The organism is Serratia sp. HNCC26DJ206, from assembly GCF_057180605.1.
Map to the genome: position 1 here is coordinate 112,405 of NZ_JBXUGP010000010.1, position 13,194 is coordinate 125,598.

General features: G+C 55.1%; 13 protein-coding genes. 3 read left to right on the top strand and 10 right to left on the bottom strand.

The features are described 5' to 3' along the window. The first annotated feature begins 25 nt into the window (after positions 1–25). The 3 genes from fae to AC2A1E_RS08830 are packed head-to-tail and all read left to right on the top strand — an operon-like array spanning position 26 to position 3,028. On the top strand, positions 26–529 hold the full coding sequence (gene fae, locus AC2A1E_RS08820) for a formaldehyde-activating enzyme (RefSeq protein ID WP_484383430.1): 504 nt from the start codon (positions 26–28) through the stop codon (positions 527–529). A gap of 10 nt (positions 530–539) precedes the next feature. After that, complete coding sequence (locus tag AC2A1E_RS08825; protein ID WP_484383431.1) at positions 540–1,586, top strand: aldo/keto reductase; 1,047 nt, start codon at positions 540–542, stop codon at positions 1,584–1,586. Further along, positions 1,583–3,028: an NAD-dependent succinate-semialdehyde dehydrogenase gene (locus AC2A1E_RS08830; RefSeq protein ID WP_484383432.1), complete on the top strand. Its 1,446-nt coding sequence runs from the start codon at positions 1,583–1,585 to the stop codon at positions 3,026–3,028. The genes AC2A1E_RS08825 and AC2A1E_RS08830 overlap by 4 nt, the downstream gene beginning before the upstream one ends. Positions 3,029–3,813: 785 nt before the next feature. On the opposite strand, the gene AC2A1E_RS08835 is transcribed toward AC2A1E_RS08830, so the two are convergent. The 10 genes from AC2A1E_RS08835 to AC2A1E_RS08880 all read right to left on the bottom strand — a co-directional run bounded on the left by AC2A1E_RS08835 (position 3,814) and on the right by AC2A1E_RS08880 (position 13,166). Beyond that, positions 3,814–4,554 carry an amino acid ABC transporter permease gene (locus AC2A1E_RS08835; RefSeq protein ID WP_484383433.1) on the bottom strand — a complete coding sequence of 247 codons (741 nt, stop codon included), beginning with the start codon at positions 4,552–4,554 and terminating at the stop codon, positions 3,814–3,816. Position 4,555: 1 nt separating this feature from the next. Continuing rightward, complete coding sequence (locus tag AC2A1E_RS08840) at positions 4,556–5,281, bottom strand: amino acid ABC transporter permease (RefSeq protein ID WP_484383434.1); 726 nt, start codon at positions 5,279–5,281, stop codon at positions 4,556–4,558. Positions 5,282–5,335: 54 nt separating this feature from the next. Continuing rightward, positions 5,336–6,175: an ABC transporter substrate-binding protein gene (locus AC2A1E_RS08845; protein ID WP_459400659.1), complete on the bottom strand. Its 840-nt coding sequence runs from the start codon at positions 6,173–6,175 to the stop codon at positions 5,336–5,338. A 167-nt stretch (positions 6,176–6,342) separates the two neighbouring features. Further along, positions 6,343–7,074, bottom strand: a complete 732-nt coding sequence (gene phoU / locus AC2A1E_RS08850) for a phosphate signaling complex protein PhoU (RefSeq protein ID WP_484383435.1) — start codon at positions 7,072–7,074, stop codon at positions 6,343–6,345. A 12-nt stretch (positions 7,075–7,086) separates the two neighbouring features. Then, entirely contained in the window at positions 7,087–7,863 is a 777-nt protein-coding gene (gene pstB / locus AC2A1E_RS08855) for a phosphate ABC transporter ATP-binding protein PstB (RefSeq protein ID WP_459400657.1), read from the bottom strand. Positions 7,864–7,911: 48 nt separating this feature from the next. Next, positions 7,912–8,802, bottom strand: a complete 891-nt coding sequence (gene pstA / locus AC2A1E_RS08860; RefSeq protein WP_484383436.1) for a phosphate ABC transporter permease PstA — start codon at positions 8,800–8,802, stop codon at positions 7,912–7,914. A 1-nt stretch (position 8,803) separates the two neighbouring features. Beyond that, a complete protein-coding gene (pstC, locus tag AC2A1E_RS08865) occupies positions 8,804–9,760 on the bottom strand; it encodes a phosphate ABC transporter permease PstC (RefSeq protein WP_484383437.1) in 957 nt (318 codons plus the stop codon). Positions 9,761–9,854: 94 nt separating this feature from the next. Further along, a complete protein-coding gene (gene pstS, locus AC2A1E_RS08870) occupies positions 9,855–10,895 on the bottom strand; it encodes a phosphate ABC transporter substrate-binding protein PstS (RefSeq protein ID WP_459400654.1) in 1,041 nt (346 codons plus the stop codon). A 222-nt stretch (positions 10,896–11,117) separates the two neighbouring features. Further along, on the bottom strand, positions 11,118–12,389 hold the full coding sequence (locus AC2A1E_RS08875; RefSeq protein ID WP_484383438.1) for a hypothetical protein: 1,272 nt from the start codon (positions 12,387–12,389) through the stop codon (positions 11,118–11,120). Positions 12,390–12,392: 3 nt separating this feature from the next. Continuing rightward, a complete protein-coding gene (locus AC2A1E_RS08880) occupies positions 12,393–13,166 on the bottom strand; it encodes an outer membrane lipoprotein-sorting protein (protein WP_484383439.1) in 774 nt (257 codons plus the stop codon). Positions 13,167–13,194: the final 28 nt, after the last annotated feature.

Here is a 13,194-nt window from a genome sequence, read left to right on the forward strand (position 1 = left end):
ATCTTAAAAAACAGGAGATCTTTTAGTGGAAATGTATATCGGTGAAGGTTTTGCAGGCAACGGCGTGAACGCCTCGCATATCAATATCATGATCGGTCCGCGTAATGGCGTGGTCGGCCAGGCGTTCTCTGCCAGCCTGGCTTCGCCCAGCCAAGGCCACTGCCCGTTTATGGTGGTGATCAAGCCTAACGTCCCCGCCAAACCGATGACGCTGTACGTTAACAAAGCAGAAATCAGCGGTGAGCTGCACGGCAACGCCACCTGGGGCGCATCGCAAGCGGCGATCGCCAAGGCGGTAACCGAGGCGTTGCTGGAAGGCATTCTGCCAGCACAGGCGGAAGACGAATGGTGCATCGTCACCGCCAACTGGGTGAACCCAGGCTGTGACGATATCGATGAGGTTTACCACAACAACTACCGTGCTTGTACTCAGGCAATCTATGCAGCGATGGAAAAATTACCGACGCGCCATCAGTTAACCCAAGCGCTGCCACAGCTGGGTAACCCGTTCTATACGCCAAAAGCCTGAGGAAAGCGCCATGGAATACATCAACCTGGGCCAATGTGGCCTGAAAGTCTCGCGCCTGTGCCTGGGCACCATGAATATGGGCAGCAAACAGTGGAAACCGTGGATTTTCGATGAAGCGCAGAGCGAGCCATTGATCCGCCACGCCTTGGAAAGCGGGATTAACTTTATCGATCTGGCCGACTTTTACTCCAGCGGCGCAGGGGAAGAAGTGGTTGGGCGAGTGATTAACCGCATCGCCAACCGTGACGAGCTGGTGCTGACCACCAAAGTGGGTTACCCGATCGGCGCTGGCCTCAATAATCAGGGGCATTCACGCAAGCACATTATGGAGAGCATCGACGCCAGCCTGCGCCGCCTGGGCACCGACTATGTGGATATCTATATGCTGCACTATTTCGACGTCAATACGCCGATCGAAGAAACCTGGGCCGCGATGAACGATATCGTGCGCTCCGGCAAAGCGCGCTATGTCGGGGTCTCCACCATGACGACCTGGCAGTTGGCCAAGATCCTGTGGTGCTGTGAACGTAACGGTTATGTCAAACCGATCAACATGCAACTACAGCTCAACTGCGCTTACCGCGAAGAAGAACGCGAGATGATCCCGTTCTGCCGCGATCAAGGGTTGGGGGTTTCGGTATTCAGCCCGCTGGCGCGTGGGTTGCTGAGCTGCGATTTCAATTCTGTGCGCAACAAAACCGACTTTTTCACCCAGGAAATGTATGCTGATGCCACTTCGCTTAACGTTGCACAATCGGTCAGCCATGTCGCGCAACTGCGCGGTGTTCCTCCGGCGCAAATCGCCCAGGCTTGGGTGATCAACCACCCTGGAGTGGATTGCATGTTGGTGGGCGCTGACTCAGTGCAACAGATCGACAGCGCGGTGGCGGCACTGAACACGCCACTTAGCGAAGACGAGCGCTATGAACTGGAACGCCATTACACCCCGTGCGATGTGATTAACGACTACACCGCCGGTAAGCGCATTGCGCGTGAAAGCCGCCCGGCGCGCGGTTTATTCGCGCTGGATAACGTTGAAAAAAGGAACATTGCATGACGGCTTATTCTTCACTGTTGCGCACCGGTTGGTATTGCAACGGGGCATGGCAAACCACAGCCCAAACTTATCCGGTCGATAATCCGGCCAACGGCGAAAGGGTGGCCGATGTGGCGCTGGCTGGCCGAGCAGAAACCACGGCGGCGATTACCGCTGCGGCCGCTGCACTCCCCGCTTGGCGCGCTCAAACCGCCAAGGCGCGCGCAGAAATCTTGCAACGCTGGTTCCAGCTGATTATGCAGCATCAAAAAGAGCTGGCGGAGCTGATGGTCACCGAGCAAGGCAAAGTGCTGAGCGAAGCGAGCGGCGAAGTGGCCTATGCCGCTAGTTTTATCGAATGGTTTGCCGAGGAAGGCAAACGCGCCTACGGTAAAACCATCCCAACCCCTAAAAACGGCAACCAGATCCTCACGTTTAAACAACCGGTAGGGGTCATTGCCGCCATCACCCCGTGGAACTTCCCACTGGCGATGCTGACGCGCAAGCTTGGCCCGGCGTTGGCCGCTGGCTGTACCGCAGTGATTAAACCGGCGAATGAAACGCCGCTTTCGGCCTTCGCGCTGATCGTGCTGGCGGAGCAGGCCGGGGTTCCTGCGGGCGTCATTAACGCCGTTTCTGGGGATACCGTGGCTATTGGTGAAACCTTAATGGCCAGCCCGCTGGTGCGCAAAGTCTCCTTCACTGGCTCCACGCCCATCGGCAAGCTATTGATGCGTCAGGCTGCCGATACGGTGAAAAAGCTGTCGTTGGAACTGGGCGGTAATGCGCCGTTTATCGTGTTTAACGATGCGGATCTCGACGCTGCCGTTGCCGGTGCGATGGCGGCAAAATTCCGCAACAGCGGGCAAACCTGCGTGTGCGTAAACCGTTTCTACATTCAGGACGGTATTTACGATCGTTTTGTCCAGAAGCTGACCGAGGCCGCTCAGGCATTAAAAGTGGCACCGGGTATGACACCAGGGGCACAGCAGGGGCCGTTGATCCATGTGAAAGCAGCAGAGAAAGTGGCAGCCCACGTGCAGGACGCGCTGAAGCTGGGTGCCAAACTGATGTGCGGTGGCGAGCGCCATGCGCTGGGTGGTTCGTTCTTCCAGCCCACCGTGCTGGCAGAGGCCAACGAAAAAATGCAGTTAGCCCATGAAGAAACCTTCGGCCCGCTGGCCGCCTGTTTCCGCTTTAGCGATGAGCAAGAAGCCATTGAACGCGCCAATGCGACGCCGTTCGGGCTGGCGGCTTATCTGTACACCCGCGATTTGGCGCGCGCCTTCCGCGTCAGTCAAGCTCTGGAAAGTGGCATGGTCGGCATCAACGAAGGGATTATTTCCACCGAAGTGGCGCCTTTTGGTGGGGTGAAAGAGTCTGGTTTAGGTCGCGAAGGCTCGGACGTTGGTCTGGATGAATACATGGAAACCAAATACGTCAATCTAGGGCAGTTGCTGTAAGCGAGCCTAGGCATTACGGTTAATCTGTTTCCCCTCTCCTACAGAGCTGCCTCTTATACCGTCTATATCAGTCAGGAGTCATAGGAATTGCCGTAAACAGAACGCAACTCCATGAAACAACAATGGACGGCAATTGCAGGGCCCAAGGCGGGGCCCTGCACCGCGCCTACGCTTAACATGCCCTGCCCGCTGCGCGGGTGCCTTCGCTACACCACCGTCGCCGGGCGGGTCGGCTACGACAGGCGTCCCTTCCTGTCTCGCCTAAATCGGCCGTCCGTGGCCGATTTTCCCTGGCAACGGTGTCTTGCTCAGCAGGCCATGATGCGCTCAACGTCAACACCCGAATCTGTAAGCACTGGGCAGCCTTTGCAATACCGCTGATAACAGCGTGTCAAACCTATCGTTGGTGAGATGAGCACCGGTGTTGACGCCATTGAAGGCGCCGAACGGAAACACAGCGCATAGGCAAAATCGCCAAGGAAGGCGATTTTAGGCGAGATGAACAGGGATGTGAATCGTAGCCGGCCGTGATGCGCTGTGGTGGAGTGAGGGAAGTGGGCGAAGCCCACCGCCTGATAGGGCAAGGGCCGGGGTGCTGGGGGCTGGCTCTTGAGCCCCCAGCTCGGTCGCGTTCACCCTATCGCCAAGTGAACACAACATGTTTAGCGACCGAAATAATGACTCTCATCCCTTATCTCAAAATGTGAACAAGAGACAACCCACATGACGAGGGGATCAAACGTGCCACAATTAACGTCTGTGTTTCGAGAGAGGTTACAGAGAGATTAACTGGCCGGTAACGGTGGCCGATTGCGCCACCAGCGCCAACTGCGTTTCAGCGCTTTGGCCTGCGGGCTAAAGCGCTGGTTTAACGCATTCGCCAAGATATCCAGCGTCAGGCAGAAGATGAAATACACCAGCGCCACAAACAGGAACACCTCCATCGGATAGACCATGCTGCGGTTATTCACCTGGGTGGCCAGGAAGGTCAGTTCACCAACGCCAACGATATAAGCCAGTGAAGTATCTTTAATCAATGAGATCCACTGGTTGATAAACGAAGGCACCATCATGCGCAGCGCCTGCGGCAAGACGACCAGCAACAGCACCTGCCAGCGATTCAGCCCCAAAGAAAGCCCCGCCTGCCACTGCCCGGCACCGATGGCAACGATCCCCGCTTTGACCGCATGGGCCAGATAGGCCGAGGCGATCAGCGCCAGCGCGCACACCACGGTGGTAATTTCCGGAATATCGACACCGAACACCATTGGCAGCAGGAAGTAAGTCCAGAAAATCAGCATGATCACCGGGATCGCGCGGAAAAACCCTAACACCGCCGCCAATAACCCCGCCAGCACACCGCGCGACATCGCCAGCGCCACGCCCAGCAAGGTGCCGAGAATCGCCGAGGCTACCCCGGCCATCAGGCTGATCGCCAACGTCAGCGCCGCGCCACCCAATGGCCCATCGGGGAAAGTGCCCCACAGCAGGTAACCTAAGTTCTCGTGGATAACGGTGAAATCCATCTTAGTGCCCCCCGAGCGGTTTACGCTGCTGACGCCACATGCCCCAGCCTTCCAGCAGGGCAATAATCGCGATATACAACACCGTCGCCACGCCAAACGCCTGGAAGGTGCGTAGGGTTTCGGTTTCTACCTGACGCGAAGCGTAAGACAGCTCCGCCACACCGATAGCCATGGTCAGCGACGAATTTTTGATTACGTTCATGTATTGCCCCAACAACGGCGGGAAAGCGATTTTCAGCGCCTGCGGCAGCACCACGTAACGCATGGATTGCCAGCCAGTGAGCCCTAGCGCGTTGGCGGCGTACTTTTGCCCACCGGCAACACCACGGATACCGGAGCGGATCTCTTCGGCAATAAAGGCGGTGGAATAGAGCGTGAGGCCAAAAAAACCTGCCAGAAACTCAAACGAGGGCCACTCGAACCATCCCAGTGCATGAGGAGTATTCAGCCACTGCATGGCGGCTGAGGGCAGGATTTGCCCGGCGGCAAAATACCAGAAGAACAGTTGTATCAGCAGGGGGGTATTACGAAATAACGCGCTGTACGACACCGCCAGCCAGCTTAACGCTCGCACGCTGCTGTCCCGCATGGTGGCCAGAACAAATCCCAACAGCGTCGCTGCCAGCCCGGCGCAGGCCGATAGCCATAGCGTCATCAGGAAGCCATGCCATAGCCAGCTCAGATATTGTGGCGCCAGCAGCCAATCTGAGAGTTGTTGCAAATTCATCTGCGGTATTTCTCCTCACCTCAGCCCTCCCCAACCGGAGAGGGCAAAGGGAGATTAGGCTTTAGGCTGTTGATCCAACGGGCCGATCTTGAAGCTGCCACGCGGCTGGGCAGAATTGGTTTCCGGGCCGAACCAGCGATCGTAAAGCTTCACCGCTTCACCATCTTGTTCCAGCTTGATCAGCGTATCGTTAATGGTCGCGGTCAGGCGCTCTTCACCTTTAGGAATGCCGACGCCCTGATACTCTTTGGTGATACTGAACGGAGAAATTTCGAAATCCGCTTTTTGCGCGGCTGGCAGGTTGCCCAGCAGACCAACCAGCTTGGCGTCATCCTGGGTAATCGCCTGTACGTTGCCGTTGCGCAGTGCGACAAACGCCAACGGCGTATCGTCGTAAGAGATCACTTTAGCGGTGGGGTAATGCTCGCGCAGGGTGATTTCCTGCACCGTGCCTTTATCTGCCCCAATGCGCAGTTTTTTGATGTCTTCCGGCGTTTTCAGCACGCCTTTGTGAGCAATGAATTTCTGGCCGGTAGCGAAATACGGCACGCTAAAGTTCACTTCTTTAGCACGCTCATCGGTGATGGTGAAGTTGGCGGCGATCAGATCGACCTTTTTGGACACCAGCAGAGGAATACGGTTGGCCGGGTTGGTGGCGCGCAGTTCCACTTTAACGCCCAGCGCTTTACCAATGGCGTCCGCCACATCCACGTCATAGCCCACCAGCTTTTTCGTTTGCGGGTCGATGTAACCAAACGGCGGGTTACTGTCGAATACCGCGATACGTACCACACCGGCTTTTTTAATATCGTCGAGTTTATCGGCATGGGCAGCCCCCACAACAAGGCTGGTCAAGCTGGCTAACAGGGTTAAGGCGAGAACGCGCTGTTTCATAAGAGGCTCCTAAGGGGATGATGTTGTGCTGGCTAACAAGCTATCAGCCCTCCCTTAGGTCAGGAAATAATATTAAAAGCTATATTTATAACCATTTTAACTTTATGGCGTTCAAATGTACTAAAGGCGCTGTATTCAGCGCCTTTATAGGTAACTCATTGGTGAAATTACGCTTTCTTCTCGTCTTTAGTTTCAGACAGCAGCGTTTCCAGCGCATCGCCGCCCAAATGGCGGAAATCCTGGCCTTTAACGAAGTAGAAGATAAATTCGCAGATATTCTGGCAGCGATCGCCGATACGCTCGATAGAGCGGGCGCAGAACAGCGCGGTCAGCACGCTTGGAATGGTGCGTGAGTCTTCCATCATGTAGGTCATCAGTTGGCGCACGATGCCTTCATATTCCTGGTCGACTTTTTTATCTTCGCGGTAGATGCGGATCGCTTCATCCAGATCCATACGCGCAAAGGCATCCAGCACGTCGTGCAACATCTGCACGGTGTGGCGGCCAAGCGATTCCAGGCTCACCAGCAGCGGCTGATGCTGATGGGAGAATTTTTCCAGCGCGGTGCGGCAGATTTTGTCCGCTACATCACCGATACGTTCCAGTTCGGAAATGGTTTTGATGATCGCCATCACCAGGCGCAGGTCGCTGGCCGTTGGCTGGCGTTTGGCAATAATGCGCACGCAGGCTTCATCGATCGCCACTTCCATCATGTTGACCTTGGCATCGCCTTCGATCACCTGCTTGGCCAACTCACCGTCCTGATTATGCATCGCGGTGATCGCGTCGGTCAGTTGCTGTTCCACCAGCCCGCCCATGGTCAACACCTGGGTGCGGATGTGCTCAAGCTCTGCGTTGAACTGGCCGGAGATGTGTTTGTTTAAATTCAGGTTATCCATGATGCATCCTCATCAACCATAACGGCCAGTAATGTAATCTTCGGTCTGTTTTTTCTGCGGCGCAGTGAACAGAGTGTCAGTATCACTGAACTCGATCAATTCGCCCAGATACATAAATGCGGTGGAATCAGAACAGCGCGCTGCCTGCTGCATATTGTGGGTCACAATCACCACGGTGTAGTCAGACTTCAGCTCGCTGATCAGTTCTTCAATTTTACCGGTAGAGATTGGATCCAGCGCCGAGCAAGGCTCATCCAGCAGCAGCACTTCCGGGCGAATAGCGATACCGCGCGCAATGCACAAACGTTGCTGCTGGCCGCCGGACAGGCTGTAGCCGCTCTGGTGCAGCTTGTCTTTGGTTTCGTTCCACAGCGCCGCTTTGGTCAGCGCCCACTGCACGCGCTCGTCCATATCGGCACGGGACAGCTTCTCGAACAGGCGCACGCCAAAGGCGATGTTGTCGTAAATCGACATCGGGAACGGCGTCGGTTTCTGGAATACCATGCCCACTTTGGCGCGCAGCAGGGCAATGTCCTGGTTATCGGTCAGAATGTTTTGCCCATCCAACAGAATATCACCTTCAGCCCGCTGCTCCGGGTACAGCTGATACATCTTGTTGAAGGTACGCAACAGGGTGGATTTACCACAGCCTGACGGACCGATAAATGCGGTCACTTTATTCTTGGCAATATCCAACGTGATGTTTTTCAGCGCATGGAATTTGCCATAGTAAAAGTTCAGATCGCGTACCTGAATTTTGCTGCTGGAAGCGGAGTCAACAATGCTCATCAAGACTTCTCTCTTTTCACCGCGCCAGCCAGGCTGACGCTTAAATTTTTATGAATGCTTTTTCTTGGCGAAAATCACACGCGCCAGGATATTCAGTAACAGTACGCACAGGGTGATCAACAGCACCCCTGCCCAGGCCAGCTGTTGCCATTCGGCAAACGGGCTCATGGCGAATTTGAAAATGGTCACCGGCAGGTTGGCGATCGGCTGCATCAAATCCGTGCTCCAGAACTGGTTCGACAGCGAGGTAAACAGCAGCGGAGCGGTTTCACCTGCAATACGCGCAATCGCCAGCAGCACACCGGTGATAATGCCGGAAACCGAAGCCTTCAAGGTGATGGCCGAGATCATGCGCCATTTCGGCGTGCCCAAGGCATAGGCCGCTTCACGCAGCGTATCCGGCACCAGCTTGAGCATGTTCTCGGTGGTGCGAATCACTATCGGGATCTGCAACAGTGCCAACGCAATAATCCCAGCCCAGCCGGAGAAGTGTTCCATTTTCGCTACCACCACGGTGTAAACGAACAGGCCCACCACGATTGACGGTGCAGACAGCAGAATATCGTTAATAAAGCGGATCACTTCCGCCAGCCAGGATTTACGGCCGTATTCTGCTAGGTAGATCCCCGCCATAATGCCCAGCGGTGTACCGAAAACAGTCGCCCACAGGATCAGCAGGCCGCTACCGGCGATAGCGTTCGCCAGCCCGCCACCGGCGGTATTCGGCGGCGGCGTCATTTCAGTGAACAGCGCCAGCGACATGCCGTCGATGCCCTTGGTCACGGTGGAGAACAGGATCCATACCAGCCAGAACAGGCCGAATACCATGGTCGCCATCGACAGGAACAGCGCAATACGGTTTTTCTGGCGGCGCCAGGCCTGCATTTTGCGGCGGCTTTCTGCCAGCGCTGCGGGGTTTTGCATATCCATCGTTGCCACGTTAGCGTCCCTCGTTCTTAGCCAGGCGCATAATCATAAACTTCGACAGCGCCAGGACGATAAAGGTGATAACAAACAGGATCAGCCCTAACTGCATCAACGCAGAAGTGTGCAGCCCGGATTCCGCTTCCGCGAATTCGTTAGCCAGCGCCGAGGTAATACTGTTGCCCGGCATAAACAGCGAGAAGCTGTCGAGCTGGTAGGTGTTGCCGATGATAAAGGTCACCGCCATGGTTTCCCCCAGCGCACGCCCCAGGCCAAGCATCACTCCGCCAATCACGCCGTTTTTGGTGAACGGCAGCACGATGCGCCAGATCACTTCCCAGGTGGTGCAGCCAATGCCGTAGGCCGACTCTTTCATCATCACCGGGGTTTGTTCGAATACGTCGCGCATCACTGCGGCAATGTAGGGAATAATCATAATCGCCAAGATCACTCCGGCGGCTAAAATGCCGATACCAAACGCCGGGCCGGAGAACAGCTCACCAACAATCGGCATACCGGAGAGCACGTTGCCGAGCGGGGTCTGGAAATATTGGGCAAACAGCGGGGCAAACACGAACAGGCCCCACATGCCGTAAACAATGCTTGGGATCGCCGCCAGCAGCTCAATGGCGATGCCCAGCGGGCGCTTCAGCCAATTGGGTGCCAGCTCGGTCAGGAACAGGGCAATACCAAAGCTGACCGGCACCGCGATCAGCAAGGCGATCAGCGAAGTCACCACCGTGCCGTAGATCGGCACCAGCGCACCAAACTGTTCAGCCGGGGCATCCCACTCTTTGGTCCACAGGAAGGCGAAGCCGAACTTCTGCATGCTTGGCCAGGAGGCGATAATCAGCGAAACAATAATGCCGCCCAGCAGCAATAGGGTAATCAGCGCCGCCAGTCTGACTAGCGCGCTGAAGATGATGTCACCATTTTTACTTGGTGCTTTAATGGTCGGCTTAGATCCAGCCATAGATTACTCTTCTGTTTTAAAGCTTGAAGGGCCCAGCACGCTGAGCCCTGACACATCAGGCTGAGGCGCGGTAAATTCCGCACCCCCTGCATAGTTAGAACAAGGCTTTACCGGAACTGTCTTTGATATTGGTTCTCCAGGCCGCGCGGATCTGCTCAACCACTTCATGTGGCAATGTGGCGTAATCCAGTTCGCTGGCTTGCTTGGCACCGGTTTTGTAAGCCCAGTCAAAGAACTTCAGCACTTCTGCGCCTTGTTCGGGCTTCTTCTGCTCTTTGTGTACCAGGATGAAGGTAGTGGAAGTGATCGGCCAGACGTTGTCGCCTTTCTGGTTGGTCAGGTCCTGAGCAAAAGTTTTACTCCAGTCCACGCCTTTGGCCGCTGCGCTGAAGCTCTCTTCAGTTGGGCTGACCGGTTGGCCGTCTGCTGAGATCAGTTTAGTGTAAGCCAGGTTATTCTGCTTGGCGTAAGCGTATTCCACATAACCGATAGAGCCCGGCAAGCGTTGTACGAACGCGGCAATGCCGTCGTTACCTTTGCCGCCCAGGCCGGTTGGCCAGTTAACGGTTGAGCCTGCGCCAATTTTCTCTTTCCACTGCGCGTTAGCTTTGGCCAGATAGCTGGTGAAAACGAAAGAGGTGCCGGAACCGTCAGCACGACGAACCACCGCAATATTCTGATCCGGCAGTTTCACGCCAGGGTTCAGCTTAACGATCGCTGGGTCATTCCATTTTTTGATGTTACCCAGGTAGATATCACCCAAGGTTTGACCATCCAGGGTCAGTTCGCCGGATTTGATGCCCGGAATGTTCACTGCCAGTACCACGCCACCAATCACGGTTGGGAACTGGAACAGGCCGTCAGCGGCCAGTTTGTCGTCAGACAACGGTGCATCGGAGGCGCCAAAGTCAACGGTGTTGGCAATGATCTGCTTCACGCCGCCAGAGGAGCCGATCCCCTGATAGTTAACTTTGTTGCCGGTTTCTTTCTGATAAGAATCTGCCCACTTGGCGTAAACCGGAGCGGGGAATGTCGCACCTGCACCGGTCAGGCTAGCAGCAGCGAACGCAGACACAGAGGCCAGGGAGAAAGTCGCTGCCACAATACTGGCGACGGTGGTACGCATCAGTTTCATAATCCCTCCTAATGGGATATTCAAAAATCAACTTTGAGTTGTTTTCATCAGAGTAAGTATTGTTGCAGGAGGGAAAATAGGACAGTTAAGTGACAGAAAAATGTACGAAATATGACAATTATATTACAACCAACAGAAAACAAATTAATTTAATTTAAAATCAATAAGATAAAAACAACTGGCAGTTGAACACTGCCAGCCATGATGATATTGCGATCACGTTTAGAAATAATAGTTAAACGACAGCTGCCAACGCCGTTCTGGGCGCACCTGTTCCACTTGCGATGCTTCCAGACGATAGATTTTCTGCCACTGCAAAGCCAGATCCACCGGGCCGATATGACGACGCACCTCGGCAAAGCCCATATTCTTCTGCCGTTGCAGATCGCGCTGCCAGATCGCATTCACATCGTAATTATCGACAATATCTTTCCAGTATGCCTGGAACAGCACGGAACGACGGGGCATCAGCCAGTTCTGTGCTTGCAACGAGGTCTCACCGAGCGAGGTTGCCCCTTGTGCCACGGCATAAGGGGGTAGGTTGGCAAGGAAATCCAACGCACGCTGATTATCAGCACTGCCGTTATAATGGCCCTCAGCACGCAGCGTTAACCGATTCTCCCCACTCCAGGTCAGACCATAAGCCAGACGATTGCGCCAGCGGCTCTCCTGCTGCTGCTCGGGCAAGGAGGTTTGCCACATGTAGGGCTGGCGCCCTCCGGCCCACTCGGTGTAGAACAGCGTGGAATGGGAAAGGACTCGTGAAAGGTTGAAACCCAACTGCGGTGAGCGGCCTTGCTCCAGCAGGAGCAGCCACTGTGGGTTCAGGTTTTCTGCCCACTGATAGCTGCCCACCAGCAGCATGCGTTGCCTCGGGTTACTGGCTCCCCAGTCCAGGCTGGCACTTTGCTGGCTCGGATGTTCACTGAGTTTGGGCGACCAGATCGCTGTCAAAGCGGCTTTATCCCACAGATACTGCCAACGCAGCATAGCATTGCCCAAGCGGTTATTTCTCAGAGTCTCTGGATCGGCAGACGTAACGGAGCGCACCGTGCCCTGCCCGAGGAAATCGGTAGGGTTATAACCGAATGCCAGACCATAGCGCGTGTTGACACGTCCAGCATCCAACAGTAAACGCGGCGTCACTTTATACGTCAGGTAGGCTTCTTTCAGCGAGTTAACGTTGCTGTCACTGCGTAGACCGGGTGAAAAACGGCTATCAACCCGGTTAGCAAACACAAAGCGCCAGTCCTGAGAGGGATTCGCCGTTAAGGGCGCATCCCAACGCAGATCGAGCGAGATTCGCTGCTGGTTGCCACCGTTCTCATTCAGGCTGGTGGCCGCTTCAGCCGTCATATTGAGTTTTTTACCCTCAACGGGTGAGAACGTGGTGCTATCAGCCAAATCCAAAGCCGCCAGCGTGGCATCTTCTCCATGAGCAAATGGTCCATACAAAACTGATAATGCCACCATCCATGACCGCGCTTTCTTCATCCGTCAGTCATCCTTGAAATGCGGCAGGTAATCACGCTGTAGCCAGGCTTCGGGAACATCGTACCAGGCGAAATCCTGGTGCTTGAGTACGGTGACCAACTGCGAATTTAGCCCATCGATGATCACCGCTTCCGTTGGGCGACTTCCCCCTAGCACCGTTTGGTAACGACGGAAATAGGTGGTCTTGAGCAAATTGCCGTTCACGGCATAGAACTCGGCTTTACAGCTTTTGAAGTCCTGCTTATCCACCCAGAGATCCATAGACGGATAGGCAGCGTCCTGATGCTGTGCCACCAGATGTAGGCGATAGCAATCCCGCTGCTGTCGCTCCCCGTCCAGCACCCGTTCTTCACCCACTAAAGTGGCCTGATAATCGTAATTCCAGTTTGCCGTCACCACGTCACCGTTAGCGGCCTGCCCCAGCAGGCGTTGCTGAGGTGAAATAGGCACGCTAGCCTGGCTGGCAGGATCATAAAGCCACAGATCGCGGCCGCTTTTCAGCGTTAGCTTGCCGGCATCCCGTTGTGGGCTGACAAACTTCACCAAGCTACGAAACTGACCACTCGGATAGGCGCGAGAATAGAGGCGCAATGTGCTGGTCTCATGCTGCTTGCCGCTTTTATAGCTAACCAGAGTGGTGCTCAAGCTGAAAGAGCGACTCGGGTTGCGCACCTCATCGCTTTTTTTCAAAATGTCCTGAGCGCTGAGCGTGGCCAATGCCTGAGTGCTGGCAAACAGGCTAAACAATAGGCCAGAGAGCAATGAGAATCTCATCATGCGGATCTTCCTTGTGAGTCAACAATAA